The organism is Jeotgalicoccus sp. WY2, from assembly GCF_018437745.1.
Classification (GTDB): Bacteria; Bacillota; Bacilli; order Staphylococcales; family Salinicoccaceae; genus Jeotgalicoccus; species Jeotgalicoccus psychrophilus.
In genome coordinates, this window is sequence record NZ_CP049818.1 from 1,107,029 (window position 1) to 1,133,451 (window position 26,423).

Genomic DNA, 26,423 nt, shown 5'->3' on the forward strand with positions numbered 1-26,423 from the left:
CATAGTCATTTTCATTAAATATAGAATTAAACTTTCTGTATTTCGAATCAATTGGAATACTATATATATAATTATTGTTTACAAAATACTATTCTAATATCTGGTTTATTCTTTCTATGGTTTGTAAATAAAGGATGTGTATTATTTGTTTCATTAGAGTATCTTTTATCTTTGAATTATAATGTAATTTCACTTTTACTTCTTCTCTTTCAAAAACAATAACAGTTCCCTCATCTAAATCTTTTGACACATCTCCGTCGAATACCCACCCACTAATGATTTTAAAGTCTAAATTTTCAACTGTTTTTATAATCTGAATAAAACACCATATTTCATATAACTCATCAGTTTTTTTCCAAACGTTTCTCAGTTTTTCACTAAATATAGTATCTATTTTTTCTTTTACTATATTAGCGTTCCATTTCTCTTTAATCTAAAGTGTGGGTTCATTAGTGTAGAATGAGATGGCAAACTAAAACCTGAAGAAACCTCACTAAACCATATTTCATAATTATAACGCGAAATTTCATGAAAAATTTCATTTATATACTTTCTACCTAACTCCAGTTTTTCTAGCTCTTTTTGACTAGCTAATTCCTCATTTTTAAACTTAAAAGATCTTGAACTAATATCAGTAATTCTTTTATTTACATCGTTCAGAATAATCGTTAAATTACTCTTAATATTAGATAATGTGTATTTAAACCAGCGATTTTCTTTAATGTTAAAATCAATAATTCTCTCTGGAGCATAAAATTCTTCCTTTTTCTCAGGATGTTTCACATAATTTTTAATTGAAACTGAATCTACTCTAGGTGTAAGGTTCTTAGAGACCCACTTATAATTCTTCTTAATACTATATTTAGGATTTGATCTTAGCACCCTTAAGGCATTTTTAAAATAAACTCTATTATCTTTTATAAAAGATAAAATTTGAACTAAATCATAATTCTTCTCGCTAGTAGCAAAGGTCTCAATGTTCCCTTTTTTACTAAATGTATTAGATAAACCTACTAAAAAATCTTCAATATCATTATTCATTAATAACCATTCAGCTTTTGTTATGTCCTTTGGTACTATTTCTAAGACACCCCATAGAGGTTCTTCAGATTCCACTCTCATCTGATAGTATCCTGGGACTAGTATCGTATCTATATTTTTATCCACTATATTTACAATATTTATAGTACCTGGATGAATATAGAAGCCCAATTCATCTTCAAGTATTAAGATATTTTCAATATTTCTCTTAATATCTTCAAATAAATCAAAATACAATTTAGCATTGATATTTTCACTCTCAAATATTATAGATATATTTTATATTCTTTTACTCTGACTAAAGCATTCTCATCTTCAAAATCGATAGTCTTTAATCTTCAAATAGTCGCAACGACTGCATTTCTGGTTCTAGATTTGAATAAAAAGCACTTATTGTAACTTTAGAATGTATAGCCATTTAGATACAATTCCTTAGCTTTCATTTTTATACTGCTTCTAGATTCTTTAAAATCAGAGATGTTATTATAATCATCAAATAAATCAATTATTAAAGAAGCTTGAGTCTGATCATGTTTTTTATCATAAGTACCTATCAATCTTTCGAGTTCTTCTTGAGATCCCCTCACTTTTGTTAACACTCTTTGGACAATTTGAAGGTCTATCCCCATTTTTCGAGTGAATACATCTTGCATTATAGGTATGTTTTTCATATAACTATCTATTTGTTTTAATACTCTTGGTCCTATTCCAAGTTGATTATTAAATTTTGAAATTAGATCATGTAATTCTTGTAAAAACTCTATTATTTCATCATCAAGTTCTATTTGTTTATTAGTATTTATAAATTTCTCAATATAGTCCTTTTGGAACTGTCCTTCGTTTAATGTAATGGTTTCTTTTCTAGAAGAAGCTTTAACTAATTGTTTAAAGTTCATTATTCCTAAGTTTATGACGTCTGCTCTATCTAATACTTTATTAGAGAAGTGAAATGTAGATTCGTCCATATTTACAGTCCCAACAAATTTGACATTATCTCTTATTCTTATTTCCGGTTTATATTGTTCCGAGTTATACAATCTATTTCCTAATTCTTGATTATACAGCTTCAATGTTCTATTTTTTTCATCTGCCTCAAGAACTGATAGAAACTGTGAGAAATAATGTTCTACTCTTGCTAAATTCATCTCATCTAAACATACAATGTATAGTTTGTCTGTATTTTTTGAAGCTTCGATCAATGTCTCAACTAATTCATTATCACTTGGTCTATAAATCATATTTAATGTATCTGCGTAACCTATTAAATCACTATCATCTGTCCATCCAGGACTAACAGAAATAAATTTAAATTGGTTATCTGTCTTCAGGTTTAGAGCATCAGCGTAAGCAGTAACTAGCTTAGATTTTCCAATACCACTCATTCCAGATAGTATTACTAATTTTGATGATTTTATTGAAGTGTGGAAATTTATTATATCTCTATCACTATATACGAGTCCTTGTTCTAATAATCTATTTTTGAAATATAATAAAAATTCATCTTCCATCTCATCCTTAGTGTTATTATCGAATACTACACTTTTTTTATCTTCTGAAACTTTATTTAATTCGCCTTCTAATTTCTGAATTAATTCAATATTGATAAATGCAATCCTATCCTGATTGTTCACTATATTTTTAATATCTTCTTCATCTAATTTATAATAGGAAAAATAATTTGTGGGGATATATGTGTATCCATCTACTTCTGAATATTTTTGCTTCTGTATTTCTCCTACCACGTAGTATGAGCCCTTGTTACTCTCCCAAAATAAAAATTGTGGGAAATCATCCACTTCTTTCGAGTAATGTTTTATATTTCCTATAGGTTTTTTCTTTTTAAAGTATCTTTGAATTCTTCAAAACTCATTTTTGTTGTATTACAATTAAATATCGGGATAGGAAACAGTGTCTCGTCTCTCTGCATACTACTATCTTTAGGGAGTATTTTTAATCCCACTCCATTATAATGAACCTTTCCTTCATAAGTTTTATCAACATTTTCACTCACTCTTAGACATAAATATTTATCCTCTATGAATGATCTAAAAGCTTCTATTCTTTGCCAATGATCTAGTTCTTTATTATCAATAAAATCATCATAGAATGCTGATGCGAAACATGAAATATATTTTATTTTCTCTGGATAACTAACCGGTGCTGTAGATATTATCTTAGTAAAAAACTGTATAACATCATTTGAGTTTATAATGATATTGGTTTTATCAAACTCTTTTTGTGTTTCTTCTTTGGTAGCAAAAACCCCGATTAATTCAACATCTTCCCATTCCTTCATATGTAATTCTCCTTTACATAACTGTTCATATTTTCTATACTCTGAAATTCTTTATAATATGGTATTTTTTTGAGTCTATATATAATCGAAAGTGTTATTCCATATTTGTAAAAAATGACTTCATCTTGCTCTCTAATTATAGTGTCAAAGAAATCCAAGGTTTCTTCCTCTGTTATAAATACTAAATTAGCTTCTGTGTTTCTCAGTTCATCTCTCATTCTCAATGATGAACCGAATATATATTTTACCTTCATTGTTTTTTTGAACTTCTATTTTTTCTTTGTAGAGCTGATTATATTCTTTGTCTAGTATTTCAATGTCATTGCTCAACTTCTCTACTAGTGTCTTCAATTCCTCGTTTTCTAACTTTAATTTCTTATTTACATCTATTTCATTTTTATTTTTTTCTTTAACTTCTTTATACGCCTTGTTTAAATTATTTACCTTTGATTCTAAATCCAATATTTCTTGTATCACTTTATTTTGTTTTTGTTCTTTTATCTTAATATCATTTTCTAGCTTCACTATAATTTCTCGCTGTTTATCTATAATTTTTATATCCTCTTGTTGTACATCCTTAACAGGTTCTATTGTTTCACTATTCTTTTTATAACGTTCAGTTAATCCGTTTAAAATCTCAATAGTTTTTGATCCATATTCATCTTGTTCAAAAATCAATATTATTTTTTCCCAGTTTTTATCATACTTATCTATAATTTTTTCAGATGATAGAAAGTTATCCAAACTATTTTCATGTATTTTTTTGCGTATATTAATCTCTTTAAGTATATTTTTTAAGTTCCTATTAGATATTGCCTTAGTGTTAATAATTTTTTCGTTTTTTCTTATTGTTATAGTATTTACATTGGAAAACCCATCTATTGTAATACCATATCCCTTGATTATCCTCATTTTTTCATCAATACTTTGAATTTCGAACAAATCTTTTAGTGCTTTTATTCTATCCATTTTTTCACCTTTACTTAGGATTCTAGTATTCCAATTATTTAATTTTTGCTACTATTATTTACCATCTAAATCGATACATATTATAATCAACAGGATGTTCTAAAATAAAATTCATCTTCGCTACTTTGTGCTTGTTGTCCATCAGCCCAATCGATGCATTTTCTGTAGATTTTAAGTCTATACCGACTTCTCCCATATAATAATGATATACACCTTCGTCGTCTCGTTTTACAAACAGATGTATTACCGTGTCATCACTTTCATAGTCTTCAATGATTTCTCTATTAATTTTTGAAGTGAGGTCCGTTCCTTTTCTCGTATACCATTGGAATATATGTGAATCTAAAAATCGATCATCATAACGAACAGATTCATCTATATCGTCATTCTTATTATAGTTAACAAATATAGGTGTCGTATTATGTTTGTTTTTATAACCATATATCGTACTTGTCTCATCTTTCTCCCAATTGAGAATTCTACATACATCTGCTCTACTATACTTTTCATTGATGGTTAACTGCACAGATTGATCATATTCGTTAGAATTCAATATCGCTAGTTCCAGTACATCTTCTACTTTTTTCCTAAAATATTCATCTTTCAGGGATGATCTGAACTCTTTTGTTAGATAAATATTTTCACCTCTAATTTCTATAAGAGGATATTTATATTTCTCAGTTTTCTGCATTGTATAAAATTCTAAGGTAAACATTCGTATGATTGATCTCATCGTTTCATCAGACATATAATATTTTTTCTCATTCATATCCCGCTGAAATTCTGCTTTATTTACAGGTCCTTTAAAAAGCTGCTGAAGTAATAAAACTTCGGTCACACGTTTTCCATCAACGATTTCCTTTGATAGATACGTCAATATACGATCTTGCCCATTCGTTAACGGCTCTGTTTCCTCTTTTATCTTAGATAAAAATTCAATATAGTGATTAAATTTATTTAAAACTAACATTGGATTCATCGAATCTTGATCTGTTTGAAGATCCACTAAAGTTGGGATATGACCTAGTTTGTTCTTTGTATAATGATACATTCGTTTTAAATTCGCTAGTGAATCTAATGTTTTTTGAAATAGATTTAAAAATTCTATCCTGTGCAATCCTCTCGAAGTTAATCGTTGATTCACCAGTAATTAAGCTTCTATCAACTACATCTTTGCGTAATCTATCTTTGTTAAAAGATTTGTCTCCAGTTAACGCTACAGGGATCAAGTAGTTATTTTTATAGTTACCGATAAAATCAATTACTGTAAGAAATTCTTTATCTTCGTGTTTACGTAGCCCTCTTCCTAGTTGTTGTACAAAAATAATGCTCGATTCTGTTTGTCTTAACATCACAACCTGGTTTACTGAGGGTATATCGACACCTTCATTAAAAATGTCAACGGTAATTAAATAATCTAGCTTATTAGCTTCTAGTAATTTAACCGCTTCTTGCCGTTCTTCTTGAGAATTCATTCCTGTCAGAGCTTTCGTTTTGTAACCTCTTTGATTGAGTAATTTGATAGTTTACGTGCTTCTTCTCTATTGGACACAAACATTAAACCACGTACTTCTTCACCAGCATGAGAGTAGTAATATAATTTATCAATAATATGCTGAATTCTCTCTTGATCTAACAGATCACTCAACGAACTTGTATCACTAATGGTCTCTCCATTTACAACATAATCGGTTACACCAAAATAATGAAATGGTGATAAGATTTCCGCTTCTAATGCTTTTTGCAATCTAATTTCATAAGCAATATTGAAGTCGAACAACCCAAAAATTTCATTGTTATCTGTACGTTCAGGAGTAGCTGTCATACCTAGTAAGAAGGCTGGTTTAAGTAGTTTAAAAATCTTCGTATATGAATTTGCACTGCTTCGATGCCTCATCTACACAATGTAATCAAAGGCATCCTTTGGGAATTGTTCTATATGACTTTTTTAGAAAAATCTGAACCGTAGCAAACATATATTTAGCATTAATATCCTTTTTAGAACCACTATAAATCCCATAATCAGCGGGATCTCCTCCAAGTAAGTCACGATAATCATTTGATTTCATTAAAATCTGTTCCCTATGTGCTATAAAAAGTACACGCTCTGGTTTTACATTTCTTACATCAAATGCAGATAAATAAGTTTTACCTGTACCTGTTGCTGAGACAACTAATCCTTTTTTCTCGCCAGTTAAACGCAGGTTTTTCAAAGAGTCTAATGCTTCTTCTTGCATTAAATTCGGCGTGATTTCTTTTGGATCAATGTTGTCATAACGATAAGGTTTTTTCGTTTCTATTAGCTGAAGCACTATATCATCATGTTTAATTTCTGCATATATTTTTTCATACTTTCTAATCCATTGCTCTGTTAAAGGAGTCGAATTAACCCACAACGTATCAAACTGTGATTTAAAATGCTGAATAACCTCACCATTATCGAGCGAGGTCAGTTTTAAATTATATTCGTAGTTCTTCTTTAACGCAGCATCAGTCAAATTAGAACTCCCAATGAACATAATAGAATAATCTTTTTTATCGAATACGTAACCTTTAGCATGGAAGCCTGCTTGATCAGTAATATGTACATCTATATTAGGTATCTTAAGTAATTCTTTAAAAACTTTAGGTTTATTAAAATTTAAATATGTAGACGTGATAATCTTTCCTCTTATACCACGTTTGTTAAGCTCATATAATACCGTTTTTAGAGATGCGATGCCTCCCTCTGTAATAAAGGCAACTGATATGACAAAGGATTCACAAGTCTCCAATGCATCAAGCATCGGTGATAATACATTCTCTTCTTTAGAATTTATAATCAATTCTGGTGGATGGTGTGATGTTTTGGTAGTAAAACGATCAATAAAACCACGTTCATAAGCATTCAATAGATTTACTTTTTGAGATTTCAAGTAACGACACTCCTAGATCAATGTATTATATAATTACTTTACACCTTAACATTGTAATCTTATATAAATATTATGTAATTTACTATCTGATTAGAATTATCACTTACTTGAAAAAAATTCATAAATCCCACCTATAACTAGATGTAATTTATGAATTTTATTTAATATCTATGATCTATCATATTTAGAAGTATTATAAAATAAGCTATTCTATGTCATTGGTATTATAGTAATTCCAATTAATATCGTAAATCACTTAATTTAATTCTCTAGTAGTAATATATCTATGGATAATATTTAAAATTTCAGTTCATGTTATATAAAAACTTAAATTTCATGTAACATATTCCATTTGATTTTAAAAATAATCTTCCTTAAGATATAGTTTTTCATATTAAATGAGTGTTAATAATCCTCTATGTTTTTGTACTAATATTCTATACAAAATATGGAGGTTTTGATTTGATGTCTTATTTTATTAGTGCAACATTATTCGGAAACAGTTTATATTTTATCAAGATCCTCAGTTTAGTATCTGTCACTCTATTTGGAAGACCTGTTTATACTGTTTGGAAGAACAAAGAAAGTGAGAATAAATTTTAAGATTAGATAAATTAGATTAAAGGAGGACAATTACTTAGGAAAGCTGTAATCATAACTTCAAAACTCTATTTTTAAAACTTGAAGAATATAAATTGTCTTTTAGAAAAGTAATATTTACAAATAGAATAAAGAAGAACACCCTTTCCTTATTTATTAATAATTATTATTCTGTAGTTCTATTTCTGAACTTTTCTGATAGCGTTAACTCATCTATTTTGTTAAGAGTTTATAAATTTGAAAGCCAAGAATCTATATTCTCTTGTGAAGTTTCTCCAGAAATATATTCCTTACCTAATGCGCTTAATTGCTCGATAGAAGGATAACGTAAGTTCTTCAAATCAGAAACATTTACTTGAGTATGACCACTAAAAATCCTGAAGTATAAGTCTACTAGTGTAGAATTTAAATATAAACACAAGCCATAAGCTACAATATCGTTAATTCCTTTTTTATCAATGTGGAAATAATTTATTTTGTTATCGAAAGCTAAATATTCGTATCCATTAAATTAGGTTCTAATTTTTCATTTAAAACAGTTGCGATAATTCTTCTTTGTTCCTCTTTCGCTGAAATCCTCTTAACTAACACATAGGTTCCTATAGGTCTAAATTTAGCGTAATTACCCTCACTAACTGCAATATAATTGAATTTTTCACTGGCTGGGCTGGCCATTCTATACTTTTTCTATCTAAATTAAAATGTTCTGGAAAATATAAGGTAAAAATAATTGTTTGTTATCTTTATTTTTATACTTGTTCTCTTCTCTAAAATCTACAAACGGCCCAGTAGAAATTGATATATTTAAATCTTCTAATGTATATTTAAACTTCTTACTTTTTCTTACTATCTCTTTATCTCGTTCATCTTTTAAAATTCTAATCATCATTTCTTTATCATCTGGGTGAATTAATTCTGCATAATCAACAATATATTTTGTAACTTCAGACTGTTGTTGATTATCACTATGGTATATAGTAACTTTATCTTGGTTATTAGGTATCTTTTTCACCAGATGATATATAATATTCTCTTGTAGTACATAGTCTTCTCTAAACAACGAATTACGAGATTCATATAAGTGAATCGCTTTAAAAGTTCCTAACTTCAATAGGGAAACTCTAAAATCAACAAAATATTTGCCGTTACAAAAACTTCTCGGTGTAATAGCAACTAGAGAACCTCTTTCTTTCAATAAGTTCATTGCGATTAAGATAAAAGCAGCGTATTGATTAGAAACAGCTATTTGCTGTTCAATTAATTGTTTCTTTATCTTTGAGTTACTATCAATTTTCTTGTAAGGAGGATTTTGAATTATTATATCTACGGAACTATTTTTATAACCTACTTCCATAAAATTTTCATTAATAATTTTATACTTAAAATTCACCCCAGCTCCTCTTAATTTCTCTTTACTATACTCATAATTTTCTTTTATAAATCCATTTAAATTTCTATCAATTTCATAAGCAATTATTTCAATATTTCTAGGTTTTACTTTCCACTCATTAAGAATACATTAAGCAAAGCCACTCCTAAAATACCAAGACCAGCTCCTGGATCTAAGATTTTCAAACTCTTTTTCCATGAAGGTTTTATCAATCGTGCCATATATAACGCAGTTTCTTTACTTGTGAAATATTGTTCAAACTCTTCCTTCTTCTTATTGCTATGATTACTTTTCATAACTTCTTTCAAATGTTCAGAGTAATCGATTAGCTCGTATAATTCTTGCATTTCTTTAAAACCTCCACTTCTACCTTCGCCGCTATAACCAAAAACCGAAAAAATTTCATATGAAAAGAAATTTATTTTTAAAAAACATAAACTTTGAAATATCTTAAAATTTATCACCTAACAAGTACTTCATATATTTATCAGCTTCCAAAGATAGTTCCAAATAGCTAGCTTCTACTCTCTTTTTCTTCTCGTGAGACAAATTTGCTTCTTCAATTTTATCTTTTAGTTGAAATTTCAACTTACTTAATTTCGAAAGATTCCATAATACTTTATGACGAGTCAAGTTTAATTGTAATTGGTTATAGATATACTTACCAAGCTCTGTAGAAGGTACAATACTACCATCGATATTACGTTGAAGATGTTCTTCATAAACTCCATCACATGGATCGATAAAACCTTCATTTCCTACAATACTAATCTCATGACTTTCTGATGGCCATTCATCACTTTTAAATCGGTTACAATATGGACAAGCAATATACTAAATTATCATAGTTGTTCATTAATAATTCGAATTTTTCTTTGGTGCAAAGTGATCAATATGATACGCCGACATTCCACCAATCCATCCATCAAAATCACCACAATACCGCACCGCATCTATTAAAAAAATCTTCTGCTAAGTATTTTTTATAAGTTCTGTATTGAGAATATATCTTAGTACATGTTCTTTTTTGGTTCTTCGTATCTTACAGGATAAATTTTATTCATCGTTTTCCAACTCTTCCAAATCATTTCAGTTTTCTCAATAAGAGATTTTAATAATTGATTATTCTTTGTACTTTTTAATTCTTCTGGTATCGCACCACTTTTACTTGAAACTCTTTCCAAGAAATTATCCATATGAATTAGTCGCTCTTCTTCTTCTAATTTAAGTGGTCTCTCAGAAGAAGTTTGGACAAGTGTAGCGACACCCTGTTGATAAGATTTAATTTTTCTTGGTAATTAATTTTTCTTATAATTTTTCTTACAAACCGGGCTGAATCTCCTAAAACGTCACTTTTCGAGTAAATCATATCCGGATTAATATTTCCTTCTTCAGCGGTCTCCTCAAATGAAGTTAGTATAAAACATGGAAAGTCTTCCATCTCTTCAAAAACTTTATTTATTACATCGATACCAGTGAAATTTATTCCATCTTTGGTGTCATTGAGAGAATAGTCCATAATTAGAGCATCGTATTTCTCTTCTTTTAACATAAATATTATGCTTTCAATATCATCAGTTAGTTCATTATCGGGAATATCAAGTTTATCCATAGTAGAAATCTGAAATTGTCGTATTACAGCTTCTTCATCATCTAAATATGCTACTTTAAACATTATTATTAATTATCCCTTCTCCATATTTTAGTGGAAGAAGTATTTCTACTTTAAAATTAGGTCTACTTTTCGAAATATTAATCTTACCGCTATACTCTTCCACTGTAGACTTGACTATCCACATACCTAGACCTGTACCAACCTCTTTACCTTCTTTATCTAGCTTTGTGGTAAATAGTGGTTCAAATATTATATTAGGATCTTTTATTCCTTCTGGAAGACCCGGCCCTGAATCTTCATATGTAATTACAATGTTTTTATCTTCTTCTTTTAAATCAATAATAATTTCTCTTTTTTTCATAGCGTCTCGTCGTTTAAAGGCAGCTGTAGAATTTGAGATCAGGTTGTTAAAAATACTATCAAAATCGACAGTAAACAATCTAAAGATACACTGTCTATCTAAAGGTTCAGGAACCTTAATTGTGGTTCCTTGTGACTCCATTACAGGTCTCCATAATTCCTCTAAATCATTGAGGACTGTAAATAGGTCTGTTTTCTTTCTACTTCTTTTATCCTTTTTTATAGTTTCTAGAGAAATATCTAACCAACTTTTCAGTTTCTCGTCTTGCAATTTCATGTCTTCAATTATGATGTAAGGATTTTGAAACTTTCTTAATGTTGTCAACTGTTCTTCTTTAATCAAGGGTTTTAATATCTCTTTCAAATTATCATTACGAGATACTAATTGAGCACTCATATTTTTTAGTTCATGAGCAAAGGTACTTATCGTTAAGCCTGTGCCAGCCATTGCTCTTAATAATTGAAGTTCTCCAATCAAATCCTTATTTTCTTTCACAGCTTCCAAATAAGTAGCGGCTAAAATTTTCAATTTTCCTTTTCTTCTATTTGTTTAGTATCATCTTCTTTTGGTAACTTAGTTACAGCCACTGATTCCTCTCTATTAGAATTTGATTTTTTCGTATCTTTCACTATTTGGTTAGCTATTTGGCTCGCTTTATTCTTATTACGTTCAATTTCATTTTTTTATTCACTAGTTTATCCATTGCTCTCATAACGTGCTGCCTATCTTTTTCAAATACGTTGACTATTTTAGTTATCAATTGAGTAAAGATAGAAAATGAATAATTTTCTTGTACTCCTTCACGACTTGATTTATCTTCAAAATTTATATTAGTTAACCTAGAAATAGAGATATTACCAGAAAGCTGATAAGGTTTTACTCTCCATTGACCAGATCGATGTGTTGGTCCTGCTGTACTTCTATTCGCTCTGTCCCCTAGCTGTAACCAATCATACGAGGTTCCGCCGTTTTCTCCATAAGGTCTTACACGAAAGTTGTCTCTATAGAGCTTTATTCCTGTCATTTCTTTTAACCATTTATTTCTTTCATGTACATTAAAATTCTTATAATAGAATTTCTTTGGTCCTTTTTTGTCATGCTTGATTTCATAAAGTAAAAAGTAAATTCAAAAGGCCCGATTTCTTCATATATTTCTTCTTCCGTTTTACCTTCTAAACCTGGAACTAACTCTTTTAATAAATAGTTTTTTTTGAAATATCCTTTTTCAAAAGTTTCTATGTCAAAAGGGTGTGTCTTCATCTCGTGCAAATTAAATAAATCCAAATCTATAATGTTATAGTCGAATTCATTTCTCCAAACTTCTATAGAAAGTAATTTATTGTCGTGTAAAGTAGCTTTTACTTTATAATCATATTCATCTTGTATGAGAACTTCTGCTATACCGAATTCTCCAGGAGCTATGGTCGACTTTAGTACAATTTTATATTGACTGTTTTCTACCGGCGGGACTATCATTGATAAATCTTTGAATAACTTTGCAGTGTCATGATAGTCCCAATCATCTCTTAGCTCTGATATTTTAATAATTGTTCCGGTAGAAAAATTATAATTACGTAAAATAATTCAAACTCTTTATAATTAAATAGATTGTTTCTAAAATATTTAATAAAGATCCTTTTTGTTTTTCAATCTGAGCAAATACATTGTTTAATGATATGCCCTCTGTTTCAAAGTCCCCCCACGTTACATCCCATCGTATAATTCTTTCCTCTTCCTTATGTGATGTATATAATTCAGTTTTGTTGCCCAATCGATCTAAAGATAGCCTTCCAATACCTTTCGCACCTGACTGAACTCTTCCATCAACTCCGATAAAGTTCACTTCTTTATTGTCTGTACCAATTGTCATCCATTGTTTTTCAATTATTTCTTCATTCATTCCAGATCCATTATCGATAATATAAATAGCATGTTTTTTAGAATCAGTATCTCTTTTATCAAAGAAAACAGCACCTATCTGAGCACCTGCATCATAACTATTTTTGACAAGTTCTATAACTGCTCCTTCGGCATTACTCACGTTTTCTCTACCTAACAATTTCACTGTTCTAGCGGAGATTGTAAATGGTATGTTTTTCATTATTTCATCTCTCCCTCTTTGCACTTATCTTCTGTAAATACATAAGTAAATTTATTATATCAGTAATTTGATTTTAAAGTTTTAAAGAAAAATTCCAGTTCTGTATACTAGTTCACTATATATCCTTCTTTTTAAAACACAATGTACAAGGTTTGAAAAATAATATTGAAGTTTTCCTCACTTAATTCCGTTAACCCCTAGGGTTTTCTAAATGTTATATACCACATAAAAAAAGAATTGGCTTTATAACAAACGATGTAAACTGTTCATTCTTCAGATGTCGCTTTTGAGAAATTAAACAGATGGATCTATAATTAGGCTCTATCCTTATCCTCGTCCTGCTCGTCTGTCACTTTCAGCTTCAATACCTCTTCATAATTCTCTTCATTTATCTCAACAAATTCAACCATCTCATCAGTCCCCTATCAAACCGCTTCACTCACCGCAAAGTAATTTTCCTGCCCGTCGTTAAAGTTAAACGTCTTCATCCCCGGTATCTCCACCAGTTCTCCGACATTGATGCCTTTTTCTTTCACCTTTTCATACACCGCTTCAATATTCTCCACTTCAAACATTAATGACGGCGTTTCCCTGCTCACTTCCGGACTGTATTTTTCGATAAACTCAAGCGGAAACATGACTATTGTCGTTTCTGATTCAGTATCCGGTGCCACTTCATATCCTTTAAAGTTCTCCATCAGATCCAGTTCTTCTTTCACCGTAAAGTCTAATTGCTTCGTCCAGAAGTCCACCGCCATATCGATATCTTCCACATACAGCATGACGTTCGCCAGTTTTTTAATCATTTATATCAGTCCTTTTAAAAAGATTAAACTCTCCGGTGTTTCTTGAGTCCTAAAATACTAAGCGCCGTAAAGCCAATAATGAACAGTGCTAAAGCCAGCAGTTCATTCCAAATATACGACCAGCCGTTTCCTTTAATCATTACTTCCGTCAGCGCGTCCCCTGCATATCTCAGCGGGAATCCATAGCCGATGTTATTAAACCAGCCTCCTATATAATCAAAGGGAATTAATCCCGATAAAATATCTGCGGCACAGTGACCAGCAGAATCAGCAGCATCAGCCGCCCTTCGCTTTTAGACAGCAGCGCAATCAGCATACCCGCCGCAGCACCGCTGAACGCGAGCAGTATATAATGACGAACACCCATATCATGCTCCCGGCAATTGTTACATCCAGCAGGTAAATCGAATACAGCACCATCATTACTGTTTCCAGCAGGACAAACAGACCGAGTCCCATTAAATAGCCGAGAATAACCTCACTCCGTCTGATTGACGTTGCCAGCACCCGTTCCAGCGTGCCTGATGTACGTTCCCGGAACAGTGTAATACAGGTAAATACCATCACAAAGAAAAACAGCACCAGACCTGTCAGTATCGGGAACATTTTTTCAAAATACGTACTTGCTGAATTACCGTATAGAAAAGATGTTTCAATTTCAATCTTCGGAATCTCCGCCTCTTCCGGCAGGGCTGTCATAATTCCCTTCAGTCTTTCATCCTCCACAGCACGGACACCTGTCTCAACCGCCTGTTCTGCAGCAGCTGTTTTCGGCGGGTCTTCATTTTTATAAGTGACATTAAGTGTCTTGTCTTCCATGCTGACAAACGCATCCAGTTCATGGGAATCAAGCAGTGTGTCAAGCACCGGGGTCAGTTCATAGGTCAGAACTTCCACATCTTCCGGCAGTCCTTCTGTAAAGGCCGGGTCCATTGTATCCGGCACGCCTATACGTATATCTGTTGCATTTTTTACATCGAAAACCAGATACATCAGCGTAATGACAATGAGCGGCGCCAGCAGAACCCAAAGCAGCATTTTAACATTACCGAGCATACTCCTGAATGTCTGCACAGCAATGGTACCCATCCCCGTCATGTAACCGCCTCCATATTTATGAACACTTCTTCGATTGAAGCTGCTTTATATTCATTCATCAATGCTTCCGGCGGCCCTTCTGCCACGATTCTGCCTTTATTAAGCAATACCACTCTATCGTATTTTTCGACTCCGCTCATGCCCTGTGCTGCTGCGATAATGCCCGCACCTTCATTTGCAAGCGTCCTCAGATGATTCCATACCGACAATCGCAGCTCTGGATTAATTCCTGCCCCGGGCTCATCCAGCACAACCAATTTAGGACTGCAAAGTAAAGTAATAGCCAGTGACAGTCTCCGCTTCATATCCCCTGAAAACTTCGATACCGTGTTACGCCCCGTTTCATGCAGTTCAACCAGCTTCAGGTTTTTATCGATTTCGCTTTTAAGTTCTTGTCCTTTAAGTTTTTTCAGTTTGCCGAAAAACACCATATTCTCATGCGCCGTCATCGTTTCGTAAATTGCCGTTTCCTGGCCCATATAGCCGATATTACTCAGCATTTTCCGCTTCGGCATCTGTTCATCCAGCACATATGCTTTTCCGTCTGTTAAATCCTCCATACCAATCAGGCAGCGAATACACGTTGTCTTGCCGGATTCCTCCGGCCCGATCAGTCCGACTATTTCTCCGGCTTTAACATTTAAATTAATATCAGTCAGCACCTGATTAAAGAAAAATTTCTTATCAGCATCCTGCAGTGAAGCAATTATTTCAGTCACAGTTATCACGACCTTTATGTAGACAATTATACTGACAAATACCCTATCCTGTATTCACTTAAGCATATAACATATATTGTAAATCTGACAAATAAAAAAAGCTGCACGATGCAAAAACATCATGCAGCTTTTATACAGTTAATGATTCCGAGTGGGATCGAACCACCGACCTCTTCGATGTCAACGAAGCGCTCTCCCGCTGAGCTACGGAATCGAATTTGCTTACTTATCTACTTTAAGCCAGTTCAGTAAATAAATCAACTCAATACTAATTATATTTTATTGCCTGAATATTTAATTTTTATATTAATGAATTTTTATATGTGCTAATCTATAGCCAGACTTAAGGGGAGGTTTACTATGGATAAAAAGTTAAGAAGAAAAGTATTATCAGCAAGTTTAATCGGCTCATCAATCGAATGGTTCGACTTTTTCCTGTACGCAGCAGTCGCAAGTATTATTTTTAATACACAGTTCTTTGTGACCGACGACGCGTTCCTGTCGAACATACTGGCCTATTTCGGTCTGGCTTTATCATTCTTTATACGTCCTTTAGGGGGAGTCATCTTTGCACATATCGGTGACAGGGTCGGGCGTAAGAAGACCTTAATTATTACTTTAAGCTTAATGGGTATCGCAACCGCAGGAATCGGTTTACTGCCTACATATGCACAAATTGGTGTTGCCGCACCGCTGCTGTTACTCTTATTCAGATTAATACAGGGACTCGGCATCGGCGGAGAATGGGGCGGCGCCCTGCTCCTTGCTACTGAATATGCACCAAAGAAACAGCGCGGGCTGTTCGGAAGTTTCCCGCAGATGGGTATTCCTATCGTCTCGTCTCGCTTACGGTTCATTCTTCCTGCTCACATGGGCAATGCCTGAAGAAATGTTCCTAGCATGGGCTGGAGAATTCCATTTATTTTCAGTCTGCTGCTCGTTATTATCGGCCTGTTAATTCGTAAAGGACTCGATGAAACACCAGCCTTTGTCGCAATGCAGAAAGAAGCGGCTGAGAAAAACGAAGTCAGACGCCTGCCGATTGTTGAAATCTTTAAGAAGCACCCGAAAGAAGTACTGATTACGACAGGTGCTAAATTTGTTGAAACCGGACCGTTCTATATCTTTACAACACGTTCATCGTCGGTTACGGTGTCTCGAGTCTCGACGTATCATTCGAATTTATGATGCTGGCGATTATGGCGGTATCTGTGCTCACGACAATTATGATTCCAATTATGGGCAGTCTGTCCGACAGAGTCGGACGAAGAAAGATGTTCCTGATTGGTGCAACGGCGATGCTGATTTACGCATTCCCGTATCTTTATCGTTAATACACATGAGCCGATGCTCGTTATCTTAGCAACATTCATCGGACTGGTTGTAATCTGCCGCCGATTACCGCAATCCTCGGAACGATGTTCTCCGAATCATTCAAAGAAGTACGTTATACTTGGGGTTACGCTCGGCTATCAGATTGGTGCGGCCGTTGCCGGCGGTTCTGCACCGCTAATTGCTGAATTTCTGATGAACCAGTTTGACGGTTCAAGCATTCCGGTATCGCTGTATATTGTGATGACCGCAATTGTGTCATTGATTGCAGTGTTCGCAATGCGCGGAGAATCCGCTCAGGATAAAGAAGACAGATTAATGAATACCGAATAATACTAGATGGAGTGAATACATTGATTACATTGACAGACAAAGAAATAGAAAAAAATATAAAATCAGTCATGCAATTAAAGACGTTAACGCAATTTTAAAAGATTACAATGAAGATAAGATCGTAGAGTCAATCCGTACAGTGCTGCCTGGGGACAGCTCAATGCTGTACATGCCGTGCATCAGCTTAACGCAGCAGGTATCTATTATTAAAACGGTGTCGATTTTCCCGACTAATAAAAATCTGCCGACAACGCAGGGTATATTTTAGTAACGACCTGACAGACGGCGCCATAAGACGACGATGGATGCGTCGTACTTAACGAGACTCCGTACAGGCGCGATGACTGCGATCGCTACTGATAAATTGGCAAGACGACGCGAAATCATTAGGTGTAATCGGTACAGGCAACATGGCTTTTGAACAGGTTTTAGGTGTCGTTGAAGTTCGCGACATTCAGAGGATTTATCTGTATAACCGCACTGCAGAAAAAGCGGAAGCGTTTAAAAAGCGTTTAGAAGACTTTGGCATCTGGGCAGATATCGAAGTTGTGACAGATGTGGATGCACTCGTTGAACAGAGCGATATTATTAACTGTGCAACGCAGAGCAAGACACCCGTCTACAACGGTGAGCTGCTGAAACCGGGAACCCACGTTAACGGTGTCGGTTCATTTACACACGAGATGAAAGAAATGGACCAGATTGAGAGCAGACCATATCTATGTCGATGATATGGACGGTGTGAAAGACGAAGCCGGCGAGCTGATCGATGCAGTTGAAGCAGGAATCATTAGCTGGGATGATATCAGAGGCACACTCGCTGATATATACGATAAAGGATATTTACGTGAAAACAACACAGATATCACGATTTACAAATGCGTCGGCGCAGGCTACTTTGACTTGGCAGTCGCAGGCGGCGTTATGAAGATGTTTGCTTAACATTGATTGAAGAGAAGAACAGGTGAATCTGAGAAGATTTGCCTGTTTTTTTGTTTTTAGTTGCAGGAATTCTATGAAGTAAGCTCATTGAATTCCCAAACGCTGCGGGTTCCTATGAAGCAAGCTCATCGAACTCCCAAACACTACGGATTTCTATGAGACAAACTCATCGAACTCCCAAACACTGCGGGTTCCTATGAAGCAAGCTCATCGAATTCCCAAACACTGCGGATTTCTATGAAACAAACTCATTGAATTTCCAAACACTACGGATTTCCTATGAAACAAACTCATAGGAATTCAAATAATCAATCTGCCCTACTCTTTCCCCATTTAACTCACAGAAGTATTTAAGGTATAATTTAAATTAAGATAAAACACTTTCCGTTTTCATAAACAGCTTTGCCGAACACCAATACTAAAAATAAGGATGTGTTCATAATTCGTTTATTACTATTCGTTTTTCATTTTATTACTTACTGCCTGCAGTAACGCTCAACCCATTGATGAGCCTGAACCGGAAGCAGATGAAGAAAAACTGCCGAAGAAGAAACGGATGAGGAAGAATCTGCTGAAAACGATGAAGCTTCAGAGGAAGAGCCTGCTGAAGAACCTGAACTTGAACCAGCTTACGACAGTTCCGGAAATGTCGATATTCTTTCTCCTAATTTTCATAAGGATTATTTAAACAATTATTATTATCACAGCTACGGCGGTGTTGAACGCGGCATGACAGAAGATGAAGTGACCGCTGTTTTAGGAGAACCGTCGGATGAAGATGATATTCCCGTCGACGATGTATTTAACGACATTGGCGTCAGATACACTCTCCATGATGAATCTGTTGAGCAGGTGTTAATCACCCCCGAGGAAGATATTACATTTGATGAAATCATCGAATCTTTCGGTGAACCGACGCAGGATTTATCGCCTGAAGATACCGGTACTTCTGTGCGAATTTTAACGTACCAGCCGGCTGCTGATTCCAACTTCTACATCGCAGTTGAAGGTGATGAAGATGATAACATCAGCCTGATTTATCCCGCTCATACCACCAATACTGAAGTCGTAACCGAAGATAATGTTATGAATTTCATTTCAGCTTATTACGACATAAACGTACTCGATATGTCGCTCATCAGTTTTGAAGATCCTGTATTAAACGCAGAGGAAGGCTACTTTGAAGTACCTTTTGAGAATATTCATCACGGCTTAACTGGGTATTTCAGAGTATGGACTTACGGTCAGGTGGAATATATGAACGAGAACGGTGAATATGTATACGGCGAGTTCATTCCCTATGCTGACGGAGAAATTAAATAAGATTCTTTAGGAGGTCTACTATGTGGCTGCTCATTATTATCCTTGCTGGTATCACTTCCAGCATCATTAGTAACTATCTTTCCCACAGAAGAAGTATGGAAAAGATTAAATTACAGTATCTCGATAAAGAAATCGAACTCCAGCGGCTGAAACAGGAAAACTATCTGCTCGAAAATGAAGAAATGAAAACTGTACTCGACCGGATTAAAGAAGATAATAAACGGCTCGAAAAGAAAAAGACAGCCCCTGGTTAATCCAGGAAACGCGTGAACGCCAGCTTGAGAAAAGAGAAGAATAACTTTTAATGAAATTGAATTTATTTATATGAAGAAAGCGTGAAACTCATGATTGAATTTTTACAGCGCCAGTCGCGTCATTTATATCCAGGCTACTTTGCCATGGTAATGGCGACTGGTGCTTTGTCATTATCCTTATGGTATTTGGATATTCCTATCGCGGCAGAAATACTGCTGTATTTTAACGTATTTCTATTCGTGCTGCTGCTCGTACTGAATGGTTTAAGATTGCTGTTTAATACAGCTGATTTTTTAAAGGATTTAAATGATAACGGCAAGGGTCCCGGCTTCTTTACATTAATTGCTGCTTCAGGCGTTTTAGGCAGTCAGTTCGCTATTATTAAAAATATGTATGAGACCGGATTTTCTTCTGGATTGCGGCGTTTATCGTCTGGCTCATTTTGATGTATACATTTTTCACTCTGATTATTATTAAAAAAGCGAAGCCTTTAGTCGATGAATCAGTGAACGGCGGCTGGCTGCTCGTTGTCGTATCGACTCAGTCACTTGCTGTACTTGGCACTCTCACAGCAGGCAGTACGGATTTTTCTGAAGTAATGGTTTTTATCTCACTTTGCCTGTTTCTGTTAGGCTGTGCCTTATATTTAAATATTATTGCATTTATTTTTTACCGTCTGATGTTTTTAAAAATCGAAGCCATGTCGTTAACTCCGCCCTACTGGATCAGCATGGGGGCTCTTGCGATTACGACGCTCGCAGGTTCGGTGCTTGTCCTGAATAGTACAGGCATTGTCGCTGAACTTGAAATTTTCATTAAAGGATTCACGCTGTTCTTCTGGGCCCTCGGCACATGGTGGATTCCATTATTAGTTACACTCGGTGTGTGGCGCCATATTGTAAATCATTATCCTCTGACTTACACACCTGATATGGGGGCATGGCCTTTCCGATTGCAATGTATACAGTCGGTACGGCTAATCTGTCGATGGCACTGGAGCTGGAATTTCTGATGATTATTCCGCAGATTACTATTTTTGCAGCAATTATCGTCTGGCTGCTGATTATGGCAGGTCTGTTTATTCATCACGGGAAACGGCTGAAGATGTAACTGGTCGCTGGTTGAGAGCTGAGCTCAGTGGCACGGTAAGCCTTCTGTCGTGACAAAGAACCGCGCTCTCTGGCACAGTAGACCTTCTGTCGTGACAAAGAACCGCGCTCTCTGGCACAGTAGACCTTCTGTCGTGACAAAGAACCGCGCTCTCTGGCACAGTAAACCTCCTGCCGTGACAATGAACCGCACTCTCTGGCACAGTAGAATGATTCTCTTCAAGTTTTATGGGGTATATCTTGATATACACATTGAATAGGAGTGTTTCTGATGAAATTATCCGATTATAAAATACCAAGTACAAAAAACATAAAATTAAAAGACTATAAATGTTCCGATGGTAAGAAAGAAGATAACGAATATATTGAACAGAATATTATTCCGTCGCTCGTGGGAAAACTTAAAGAGCTGCATCTAAAATTACACGCTGAAGGCAAAAACGGCATTATGGTTGTACTTCAGGCAATCGATGCCGCTGGTAAAGATGAAGCTATTTCCTATATCTTTTCGAACTTGAATGCACAGGGTCTGAAAGTTACGACTTACGGCAAGCCCAGTGAGACTGAGCAGAAGCATGATTATTTATGGCGCCTTCACGACGGTGAACCTGAACGTGGTCAGATTGCGATTTTAAACCGCTCGCATTATGAAGATGTGATTGCGACACGCATTCATGATTTACTCGAAGATAGTGATGCTGAAATTGAAAAACGTTACCGTCAGATTAATAATTATGAGCAGTATTTATCAGAGAACGGTTTCTCTTCGTAAAATTCTTTTTTAACATGTCGAAAGATGAACAGAAAGAACGCTTTTTAAAACGGATGAAAGATCCCAATAAACAGTGGGAATTCTCATTTTCAGATGTTGAAGAACGAAAAAAATGGGATGACTATCAGAAAGTATTTGAAGATATGCTTAATAATACCTCGACCAGGCACAGCCCCTGGTACATTCTTCCTGCGGATGATGAATGGCATACGCGCCGCATTATAACAGAAGCGATGATTCATGTGCTGGAAGGCATTAATCCTGAATTTCCGGAAATTTCCGGTGAAGATAAGAAAAAACTCGATAAATATATTAAAGATCTGGAAAACGAATAAGAAAAAGTGCTGAATCCATTGCGGATTCAGCATTTTTTGAGTTTAGAGAAGCACGGTGGCGCGCAATTATACTTTCTGTGTCACCGTGGATTCTCGGTGGCGCGCAATCACGCTTTCCGTGCCACCGTGAACTCAAATTTACGGTTTCATCACTACTTTAATACATCCGTCTGCACGATCGTTAAACATTTTATACATTTTTTCTGCCTGCTTTAAAGGCACCTGATGCGTAATAATATCTGTTGGATTAATTTTACCCTGTTCCACCATATTATACAGTTCCGGCATATAATGAATTACTGGTGCCTGTCCTGCCTTGACTGTGACGTTGCGTGTAAATATTTTGTGGATTGGATAACCGGTGGCAGGTGTACCGTATATACCTGTCAGCTGAATAGTACCAAATTTCTTAACCATATCTGTTGCCATAATAATCGGATCAATTGTACCAACCTGGCCGCCGAGTGTTTTGATGCGGTCTTTACTTGTAATTTCCCCGTCCATGCCGACGCAGTCGATAACAACTTCCGCGCCGCCTTTCGTAATTTCATGTATGTGCTTGCCGAGGTTATCAAATTGCTTGTAGTTATATACCTCTACATGTTTGTCTGCTTGGCGTGTGCGAGTCTCATATCATTATTATCGACAGCTATAACGCGATTTGCCTCTTTCGAGGAATCATTTCATAAAAATTAAATTATTATCCTAACTTATTCAGCACAACTTCTGCCATAGCTTTCGCCGAAATCAGCAGTGATTTTTCATTAACTTCGAATTTAGGATGGTGGTTCGGATATGCAGTTTCGACACCGTCGGGTTTCGCGCCGACGAAGAAGAATGCACCTGGTGTTTTCTCCAGATAATATGCGAAGTCTTCAGATGCTGCCTGAGGTTTATCGCGGTATACTTTTTCAAAATAAGTGCCTGCACTCTCCGCGAGCAATGTTTCGATTTCACCGATTTTTTCAACTGTATTATACAATACCGAATAGTCATATACATAGTTCAGCGTACATTCAACGCCGTATGTCACTTCCAGCCCTTTAACGAGCTGAGCCATTTCTTCATACACTTTTTCTTTATTATCCATCGATAAATAACGCACAGTACCGCGCAGTGTTACGCTGTCCTGGATGACGTTATAGCCGCCCGGCGCATCGAATGCTGTAATCGATACAGTAACCGAGTCATTCGGGTTCATACGTCTTGATACGATTGTTTGTGCCGAGGTGATAAAATAAGCGCCTGCTACAAGCGCATCGTGTGTTGTATGAGGCATTGCGCCGTGTCCACCCGAACCCTGAATTTTAAGATCAAAGTTTGAACGCCCGGTCATCGCTTCGCCCGGGCATAATGTAATATGACCGTTATCCAGCGTAGGCATGAGATGAATACCGTACACTTCATCCAGGTCATCCAGTATACCGGAACTAACAATACTTTTTGCACCGCCCGGCGGTATTTCCTCTGCGTGCTGATGAATGATTTTAATTCTCCCTTTCCATTCATCTTTTAAATCGATTAACGCTTCACCTAAAATCAGCATATAGGCTGTATGGCCATCGTGACCGCAGGCGTGCATCACACCATCGTTTTTTGATTTAAATTCTACATCCGCTTCTTCCTGAATCGGCAGCGCATCAAAATCAGCACGGAGACCCAGCGTCGGTCCATCGCCTGCACCACCTTCTATTTCAACGATAATTCCGTAGCCGTTACCGACATTCGCTGTCAGAGTCACGTCTTTATCTTTATAAAATTCTTCGATAAACTGAGCAGTCTTTTCTTCTTTAAATGAGAGTTCAGGATTTTCATGTAAATGACGTCTGATTTCAATCATACGCTGTTCATTTTCTTCAAGCTGTTTGAATAACTTCTCTTTTAATGACATGTCCAGGACCCCTTTTAGAATTAATTGAAAATCTCTTCTGTAAAGAAGTGAAACAAAACGAGCGGCAGTATCGCTGCATTAGGCAAATAAGGCATAATAATCCCAGTTGCAAGGAATGTATCCCAATTACCCTCTTCTTCTGTAAATAAAAACTTCACCGCGTTTCAGCTTGTCTTTAAAACGTGTCAGTTCTTCATCTTCAAACATCTTAAGTTTTTCTTCAATATACGATTTATGCACGAGCCGCTTCGATATTGCATTGATAAGCTGAGCACGTGTTGATACTCTTCCAAATCAAGATCCAGATTTTGTGCGACTAAATTCATATGGTCTTCAGTTAGGAGGAGATCGTAGAATTCGATTATCGGATAATCAAGCAGATTCACCGTTGTTGTATATTCGGCGTTATTTAAAATAACGTTTGATACGCTGAGTCCTTCCGGCAGCGGTGCCAAATGAATCGTCGAACCGAAGTTTCTTAAAATACCGTCGATGACCTCCTCATGCATGACTGCCATTCCATCTCCGATATAAAGCAGATGGTGATTGTATATTAAAAATGGATTCTCTTCGGGATTGAACGGCATCGTAATAATATTATCGCCGGTCAATGCATTTGAGTAACGTTTAATCAGTTCAATTTCTTCCATCTTTAAACTGTCTCCGAGGAGTGTTAAATAATCATCAGACCTCGCTTCCTCAATCTTATCTTCGATAATCTTTTCCAGCTGTGATAAGGATTCTCCTGTTTTATCCAGATGCAAATATGTTAAATAAGTTTTGTAGAAGGTTTGTAAATCCATCGTTATCCTCCTTAAGTGATTGGGTTTCCTCTGTTGAACAGCCGCGCGAGTTTTTTATTCGTCGCACTGACTGGATAGCGTTCCCGGTAATTTTTTGTGCGTGCATTCGCATAGGTGCGAACATAGTCCGGGTGGTTTTTATCTTGTAAAATATTTAAAGTTTCGATGAGTTTATCAACCCCGCCGATATTTTCAATCGGCACTTCTCCGCCGTAGCTCACGACTTCAGGAAGCGGCTTCAGGGTATTCGTCACTGAATCAAGCGTAATATCAACGACGTAATCATCGTCCGAGTCGTATAAATATTGAATGTATTCATTCGTTAAGTAGACGTCGACCATAAGGGCATTCTTATTTACGCCGTCTTCATTTGCGATTAAATCTTTGTCTGTCATGAATTCTCCACTGCCGATATTATTCCAGCCGAATGCTTCACAGATAATAATTTCAAGCTCTAAAAAGTTCATGCGTGCAGGAATCGATATTGTGCGGGTAATATCTTCACAGCCGTTAATCGTACACGTAATACGGTATGCGTTGTAATTCTCCGGCGTTTCCGGATGATCTTCATTTCCGCTCTTTTTGAAATCCACTTTTTTTAAGGCGCCGAGTACATCGCGGTGCATCACCAGATAATCCTGATGGACCTTAACCAGCAGACCGGTTTCCAATGCCGTCTGCCAGCGCGGATGATTCTCATAGACTGAATAATCTTTGTGAACATTCTCTTTAATTTGAGCGTACGACACTTCATCCAGCTGACTTAATGCGACCGGCAGATATTCCGGTGCTGTTAAATGCCCGATGACTTCATTTAAATAATCATCCTTGTACTGCCCGACTGATTTAATATTCAGCCTCGCCATCGTCTGTCTCAGTTCAATAAACGTTAAATTATTGTAGAGCCAGTATATCGGTCCGTTATATATTTTCTCCAGCCTCGACACATCCTGCGGTTCAATCGTCTCACTGTCCGGAATCGACATCGGTGTATAAGGGAAAATACCCGTCTGCTGGAGCGCGCTGTTCAGCACATTGACCACTTCAGAGTGAATCACACCTTCAGTCCCGTTATCCTCCAAAATATACTGGTAGTCGATAAGCGTCGGGTACTTCGCCGGCAAATATGACACTCTGTGCACATCGTCGTACGATTCCTCAGTCGATAAACGCCGTAACAGCTTCGCTTCCGACATCGATAAATGCTCGAACATTTCATTCAAAGCAGACTGTGACTCAAGTTCTTCCATTTTATATTTTATTAGTGCTTCATTAGTTGTAAAGTTTCCCGCATTAAACAAACTCGCCCGAATGAGTTCATGTTCGCCTAAATACGTTTGATAAAAAGTCTGTATATCCATGCTGCTTGCCTCCCGCCATATTCATTATATCCATTACTCTTATTTTACACGTAAAC

Annotated in this window: 36 protein-coding genes, 1 tRNA gene and 2 pseudogenes; 12 read left to right on the forward strand and 27 right to left on the reverse strand. The window is 35.6% G+C overall.

The annotated features are described in order from the left end of the window. Window positions 1-88: 88 nt before the first annotated feature. The 22 genes and pseudogenes from G4D76_RS16765 to G4D76_RS06630 form a co-directional block, all read right to left on the reverse strand. Window positions 89-433, reverse strand: coding sequence for a nuclease domain-containing protein (locus tag G4D76_RS16765; RefSeq protein WP_213811005.1), 345 nt, complete (start codon window positions 431-433; stop codon window positions 89-91). Continuing rightward, window positions 406-1,278, reverse strand: a complete 873-nt coding sequence (locus G4D76_RS06550) for a DUF2357 domain-containing protein (protein WP_213810876.1) — start codon at window positions 1,276-1,278, stop codon at window positions 406-408. Before G4D76_RS06550 ends, G4D76_RS16765 begins: the two co-directional genes overlap by 28 nt. 164 nt (window positions 1,279-1,442) lie before the next feature. Continuing rightward, window positions 1,443-2,783 carry an McrB family protein gene (locus G4D76_RS06555; RefSeq protein ID WP_213810877.1) on the reverse strand — a complete coding sequence of 447 codons (1,341 nt, stop codon included), beginning with the start codon at window positions 2,781-2,783 and terminating at the stop codon, window positions 1,443-1,445. An 80-nt stretch (window positions 2,784-2,863) separates the two neighbouring features. Then, entirely contained in the window at window positions 2,864-3,337 is a 474-nt protein-coding gene (locus tag G4D76_RS06560) for a hypothetical protein (protein WP_213810878.1), read from the reverse strand. Between the two features lie 207 nt (window positions 3,338-3,544). After that, entirely contained in the window at window positions 3,545-4,306 is a 762-nt protein-coding gene (locus G4D76_RS06565) for a coiled-coil domain-containing protein (protein ID WP_213810879.1), read from the reverse strand. Between the two features lie 58 nt (window positions 4,307-4,364). Continuing rightward, window positions 4,365-5,276 carry a DUF3427 domain-containing protein gene (locus G4D76_RS14865; protein WP_250130249.1) on the reverse strand — a complete coding sequence of 304 codons (912 nt, stop codon included), beginning with the start codon at window positions 5,274-5,276 and terminating at the stop codon, window positions 4,365-4,367. After that, window positions 5,260-5,781: a helicase-related protein gene (locus G4D76_RS14870; protein ID WP_250130250.1), complete on the reverse strand. Its 522-nt coding sequence runs from the start codon at window positions 5,779-5,781 to the stop codon at window positions 5,260-5,262. The genes G4D76_RS14865 and G4D76_RS14870 overlap by 17 nt, the downstream gene beginning before the upstream one ends. Window positions 5,782-5,786: 5 nt before the next feature. Next, complete coding sequence (locus G4D76_RS14875) at window positions 5,787-6,131, reverse strand: hypothetical protein (RefSeq protein ID WP_250130251.1); 345 nt, start codon at window positions 6,129-6,131, stop codon at window positions 5,787-5,789. Window positions 6,132-6,149: 18 nt separating this feature from the next. Further along, window positions 6,150-6,203, reverse strand: a pseudogene (locus tag G4D76_RS16770) (hypothetical protein); the annotation flags it as partial. Window positions 6,204-6,216: 13 nt separating this feature from the next. Beyond that, the gene (locus tag G4D76_RS14880; RefSeq protein WP_250130252.1) at window positions 6,217-7,221 is read right to left on the reverse strand and encodes a DEAD/DEAH box helicase family protein; all 1,005 of its coding nucleotides are present in this window, start codon (window positions 7,219-7,221) and stop codon (window positions 6,217-6,219) included. Between the two features lie 1,089 nt (window positions 7,222-8,310). Then, window positions 8,311-8,496 (reverse strand): hypothetical protein, encoded by a 186-nt coding sequence (locus G4D76_RS06575; RefSeq protein ID WP_213810880.1) that lies wholly within the window; start codon window positions 8,494-8,496, stop codon window positions 8,311-8,313. A gap of 16 nt (window positions 8,497-8,512) precedes the next feature. Then, a complete protein-coding gene (locus tag G4D76_RS06580; protein ID WP_371814661.1) occupies window positions 8,513-9,337 on the reverse strand; it encodes an Eco57I restriction-modification methylase domain-containing protein in 825 nt (274 codons plus the stop codon). Next, on the reverse strand, window positions 9,316-9,675 hold the full coding sequence (locus G4D76_RS06585) for a hypothetical protein (RefSeq protein ID WP_213810882.1): 360 nt from the start codon (window positions 9,673-9,675) through the stop codon (window positions 9,316-9,318). The genes G4D76_RS06580 and G4D76_RS06585 overlap by 22 nt, the downstream gene beginning before the upstream one ends. Window positions 9,676-10,430: 755 nt before the next feature. Then, window positions 10,431-10,886, reverse strand: coding sequence for a hypothetical protein (locus G4D76_RS06590; protein WP_213810883.1), 456 nt, complete (start codon window positions 10,884-10,886; stop codon window positions 10,431-10,433). Then, on the reverse strand, window positions 10,879-11,715 hold the full coding sequence (locus tag G4D76_RS06595) for an ATP-binding protein (RefSeq protein WP_213810884.1): 837 nt from the start codon (window positions 11,713-11,715) through the stop codon (window positions 10,879-10,881). Before G4D76_RS06595 ends, G4D76_RS06590 begins: the two co-directional genes overlap by 8 nt. A gap of 112 nt (window positions 11,716-11,827) precedes the next feature. Continuing rightward, the gene (locus G4D76_RS06600) at window positions 11,828-12,211 is read right to left on the reverse strand and encodes a hypothetical protein (protein ID WP_213810885.1); all 384 of its coding nucleotides are present in this window, start codon (window positions 12,209-12,211) and stop codon (window positions 11,828-11,830) included. Window positions 12,212-12,216: 5 nt separating this feature from the next. After that, a complete protein-coding gene (locus G4D76_RS06605; RefSeq protein ID WP_213810886.1) occupies window positions 12,217-12,663 on the reverse strand; it encodes a hypothetical protein in 447 nt (148 codons plus the stop codon). A 94-nt stretch (window positions 12,664-12,757) separates the two neighbouring features. Continuing rightward, a complete protein-coding gene (locus G4D76_RS06610) occupies window positions 12,758-13,288 on the reverse strand; it encodes an ATP-binding protein (RefSeq protein ID WP_213810887.1) in 531 nt (176 codons plus the stop codon). A gap of 425 nt (window positions 13,289-13,713) precedes the next feature. Further along, on the reverse strand, window positions 13,714-14,094 hold the full coding sequence (locus G4D76_RS06615) for a VOC family protein (RefSeq protein ID WP_213810888.1): 381 nt from the start codon (window positions 14,092-14,094) through the stop codon (window positions 13,714-13,716). A 309-nt stretch (window positions 14,095-14,403) separates the two neighbouring features. Then, window positions 14,404-15,192 carry an ABC transporter permease gene (locus tag G4D76_RS06620; RefSeq protein WP_213810889.1) on the reverse strand — a complete coding sequence of 263 codons (789 nt, stop codon included), beginning with the start codon at window positions 15,190-15,192 and terminating at the stop codon, window positions 14,404-14,406. Further along, window positions 15,189-15,911 (reverse strand): ABC transporter ATP-binding protein, encoded by a 723-nt coding sequence (locus tag G4D76_RS06625; RefSeq protein WP_213810890.1) that lies wholly within the window; start codon window positions 15,909-15,911, stop codon window positions 15,189-15,191. Before G4D76_RS06625 ends, G4D76_RS06620 begins: the two co-directional genes overlap by 4 nt. A gap of 142 nt (window positions 15,912-16,053) precedes the next feature. Beyond that, window positions 16,054-16,125, reverse strand: a tRNA-Val gene (locus G4D76_RS06630). 146 nt (window positions 16,126-16,271) lie between these two features. On the opposite strand from G4D76_RS06630, the gene G4D76_RS16775 reads away from it, so the two are divergent. The 12 genes and pseudogenes from G4D76_RS16775 (at window position 16,272) to G4D76_RS06665 (ending at window position 22,312) form a co-directional block, all read left to right on the forward strand. Further along, window positions 16,272-16,796, forward strand: coding sequence for an MFS transporter (locus G4D76_RS16775; protein WP_371814627.1), 525 nt, complete (start codon window positions 16,272-16,274; stop codon window positions 16,794-16,796). Window positions 16,797-16,811: 15 nt separating this feature from the next. After that, entirely contained in the window at window positions 16,812-17,099 is a 288-nt protein-coding gene (locus G4D76_RS16780; protein WP_371814629.1) for a hypothetical protein, read from the forward strand. Then, window positions 17,096-17,245: an MFS transporter gene (locus G4D76_RS16785; RefSeq protein ID WP_371814630.1), complete on the forward strand. Its 150-nt coding sequence runs from the start codon at window positions 17,096-17,098 to the stop codon at window positions 17,243-17,245. Before G4D76_RS16780 ends, G4D76_RS16785 begins: the two co-directional genes overlap by 4 nt. Window positions 17,246-17,258: 13 nt before the next feature. Next, window positions 17,259-17,576, forward strand: a complete 318-nt coding sequence (locus tag G4D76_RS16790; RefSeq protein ID WP_371814631.1) for a hypothetical protein — start codon at window positions 17,259-17,261, stop codon at window positions 17,574-17,576. 410 nt (window positions 17,577-17,986) lie between these two features. Beyond that, window positions 17,987-18,307 (forward strand): hypothetical protein, encoded by a 321-nt coding sequence (locus G4D76_RS16795; protein ID WP_371814632.1) that lies wholly within the window; start codon window positions 17,987-17,989, stop codon window positions 18,305-18,307. Further along, window positions 18,279-18,518, forward strand: coding sequence for a hypothetical protein (locus G4D76_RS16800; RefSeq protein ID WP_371814633.1), 240 nt, complete (start codon window positions 18,279-18,281; stop codon window positions 18,516-18,518). Before G4D76_RS16795 ends, G4D76_RS16800 begins: the two co-directional genes overlap by 29 nt. 729 nt (window positions 18,519-19,247) lie before the next feature. Beyond that, window positions 19,248-19,841: a hypothetical protein gene (locus G4D76_RS06645; RefSeq protein WP_213810891.1), complete on the forward strand. Its 594-nt coding sequence runs from the start codon at window positions 19,248-19,250 to the stop codon at window positions 19,839-19,841. A gap of 20 nt (window positions 19,842-19,861) precedes the next feature. Beyond that, a complete protein-coding gene (locus G4D76_RS06650; RefSeq protein WP_213810892.1) occupies window positions 19,862-20,095 on the forward strand; it encodes a hypothetical protein in 234 nt (77 codons plus the stop codon). A 90-nt stretch (window positions 20,096-20,185) separates the two neighbouring features. Beyond that, window positions 20,186-20,542, forward strand: coding sequence for an SLAC1 family transporter (locus G4D76_RS15890; protein ID WP_213810893.1), 357 nt, complete (start codon window positions 20,186-20,188; stop codon window positions 20,540-20,542). Next, complete coding sequence (locus G4D76_RS06660; RefSeq protein WP_213810894.1) at window positions 20,542-21,108, forward strand: tellurite resistance/C4-dicarboxylate transporter family protein; 567 nt, start codon at window positions 20,542-20,544, stop codon at window positions 21,106-21,108. Before G4D76_RS15890 ends, G4D76_RS06660 begins: the two co-directional genes overlap by 1 nt. Further along, entirely contained in the window at window positions 21,084-21,206 is a 123-nt protein-coding gene (locus G4D76_RS15895) for a hypothetical protein (RefSeq protein WP_256440544.1), read from the forward strand. Before G4D76_RS06660 ends, G4D76_RS15895 begins: the two co-directional genes overlap by 25 nt. A 270-nt stretch (window positions 21,207-21,476) precedes the next feature. Further along, window positions 21,477-22,312: pseudogene (locus G4D76_RS06665) on the forward strand (PPK2 family polyphosphate kinase). Window positions 22,313-22,450: 138 nt separating this feature from the next. Here the strand turns inward: G4D76_RS06665 and G4D76_RS06670 are convergent. The 5 genes from G4D76_RS06670 to G4D76_RS06690 all read right to left on the reverse strand — a co-directional run bounded on the left by G4D76_RS06670 (window position 22,451) and on the right by G4D76_RS06690 (window position 26,367). After that, window positions 22,451-22,816: an MDR/zinc-dependent alcohol dehydrogenase-like family protein gene (locus G4D76_RS06670; protein ID WP_213810895.1), complete on the reverse strand. Its 366-nt coding sequence runs from the start codon at window positions 22,814-22,816 to the stop codon at window positions 22,451-22,453. A gap of 196 nt (window positions 22,817-23,012) precedes the next feature. Continuing rightward, window positions 23,013-24,203, reverse strand: a complete 1,191-nt coding sequence (locus G4D76_RS06675) for an amidohydrolase (RefSeq protein ID WP_213810896.1) — start codon at window positions 24,201-24,203, stop codon at window positions 23,013-23,015. A 20-nt stretch (window positions 24,204-24,223) separates the two neighbouring features. Then, the gene (locus G4D76_RS06680; RefSeq protein ID WP_213810897.1) at window positions 24,224-24,361 is read right to left on the reverse strand and encodes a hypothetical protein; all 138 of its coding nucleotides are present in this window, start codon (window positions 24,359-24,361) and stop codon (window positions 24,224-24,226) included. 27 nt (window positions 24,362-24,388) lie between these two features. Then, window positions 24,389-25,006 (reverse strand): hypothetical protein, encoded by a 618-nt coding sequence (locus G4D76_RS06685; protein WP_213810898.1) that lies wholly within the window; start codon window positions 25,004-25,006, stop codon window positions 24,389-24,391. Window positions 25,007-25,017: 11 nt separating this feature from the next. Next, on the reverse strand, window positions 25,018-26,367 hold the full coding sequence (locus tag G4D76_RS06690) for an IS1096 element passenger TnpR family protein (protein WP_213810899.1): 1,350 nt from the start codon (window positions 26,365-26,367) through the stop codon (window positions 25,018-25,020). Window positions 26,368-26,423 lie beyond the last annotated feature (56 nt).

Excerpts from the sequence above, each read along its gene's own strand:
- G4D76_RS06560 (WP_213810878.1), bottom strand. The coding sequence starts at position 3,337 with ATGAAGGAATGGGAAGATGTTGAATTAATCGGGGTTTTTGCTACCAAA.
- G4D76_RS06565 (WP_213810879.1), bottom strand. The coding sequence starts at position 4,306 with ATGGATAGAATAAAAGCACTAAAAGATTTGTTCGAAATTCAAAGTATT.
- G4D76_RS14865 (WP_250130249.1), bottom strand. The coding sequence starts at position 5,276 with ATGTTAGTTTTAAATAAATTTAATCACTATATTGAATTTTTATCTAAG.
- G4D76_RS14870 (WP_250130250.1), bottom strand. The coding sequence starts at position 5,781 with ATGAATTCTCAAGAAGAACGGCAAGAAGCGGTTAAATTACTAGAAGCT.
- G4D76_RS14875 (WP_250130251.1), bottom strand. The coding sequence starts at position 6,131 with ATGACAGCTACTCCTGAACGTACAGATAACAATGAAATTTTTGGGTTG.
- G4D76_RS06575 (WP_213810880.1), bottom strand. The coding sequence starts at position 8,496 with ATGGCCAGCCCAGCCAGTGAAAAATTCAATTATATTGCAGTTAGTGAG.
- G4D76_RS06590 (WP_213810883.1), bottom strand. The coding sequence starts at position 10,886 with ATGTTTAAAGTAGCATATTTAGATGATGAAGAAGCTGTAATACGACAA.
- G4D76_RS06600 (WP_213810885.1), bottom strand. The coding sequence starts at position 12,211 with ATGACAGGAATAAAGCTCTATAGAGACAACTTTCGTGTAAGACCTTAT.
- G4D76_RS06605 (WP_213810886.1), bottom strand. The coding sequence starts at position 12,663 with ATGATAGTCCCGCCGGTAGAAAACAGTCAATATAAAATTGTACTAAAG.
- G4D76_RS06610 (WP_213810887.1), bottom strand. The coding sequence starts at position 13,288 with ATGAAAAACATACCATTTACAATCTCCGCTAGAACAGTGAAATTGTTA.
- G4D76_RS06615 (WP_213810888.1), bottom strand. The coding sequence starts at position 14,094 with ATGATTAAAAAACTGGCGAACGTCATGCTGTATGTGGAAGATATCGAT.
- G4D76_RS06620 (WP_213810889.1), bottom strand. The coding sequence starts at position 15,192 with ATGACGGGGATGGGTACCATTGCTGTGCAGACATTCAGGAGTATGCTC.
- G4D76_RS16775 (WP_371814627.1), top strand. The coding sequence starts at position 16,272 with ATGGATAAAAAGTTAAGAAGAAAAGTATTATCAGCAAGTTTAATCGGC.
- G4D76_RS16780 (WP_371814629.1), top strand. The coding sequence starts at position 16,812 with ATGGGCTGGAGAATTCCATTTATTTTCAGTCTGCTGCTCGTTATTATC.
- G4D76_RS16785 (WP_371814630.1), top strand. The coding sequence starts at position 17,096 with ATGATGCTGGCGATTATGGCGGTATCTGTGCTCACGACAATTATGATT.
- G4D76_RS16790 (WP_371814631.1), top strand. The coding sequence starts at position 17,259 with ATGCTCGTTATCTTAGCAACATTCATCGGACTGGTTGTAATCTGCCGC.
- G4D76_RS16795 (WP_371814632.1), top strand. The coding sequence starts at position 17,987 with ATGGCTTTTGAACAGGTTTTAGGTGTCGTTGAAGTTCGCGACATTCAG.
- G4D76_RS06645 (WP_213810891.1), top strand. The coding sequence starts at position 19,248 with ATGACAGAAGATGAAGTGACCGCTGTTTTAGGAGAACCGTCGGATGAA.
- G4D76_RS06650 (WP_213810892.1), top strand. The coding sequence starts at position 19,862 with ATGTGGCTGCTCATTATTATCCTTGCTGGTATCACTTCCAGCATCATT.
- G4D76_RS15890 (WP_213810893.1), top strand. The coding sequence starts at position 20,186 with ATGATTGAATTTTTACAGCGCCAGTCGCGTCATTTATATCCAGGCTAC.
- G4D76_RS06660 (WP_213810894.1), top strand. The coding sequence starts at position 20,542 with ATGTATACATTTTTCACTCTGATTATTATTAAAAAAGCGAAGCCTTTA.
- G4D76_RS15895 (WP_256440544.1), top strand. The coding sequence starts at position 21,084 with ATGGCACTGGAGCTGGAATTTCTGATGATTATTCCGCAGATTACTATT.
- G4D76_RS06670 (WP_213810895.1), bottom strand. The coding sequence starts at position 22,816 with ATGGACGGGGAAATTACAAGTAAAGACCGCATCAAAACACTCGGCGGC.
- G4D76_RS06675 (WP_213810896.1), bottom strand. The coding sequence starts at position 24,203 with ATGTCATTAAAAGAGAAGTTATTCAAACAGCTTGAAGAAAATGAACAG.
- G4D76_RS06685 (WP_213810898.1), bottom strand. The coding sequence starts at position 25,006 with ATGGATTTACAAACCTTCTACAAAACTTATTTAACATATTTGCATCTG.
- G4D76_RS06690 (WP_213810899.1), bottom strand. The coding sequence starts at position 26,367 with ATGGATATACAGACTTTTTATCAAACGTATTTAGGCGAACATGAACTC.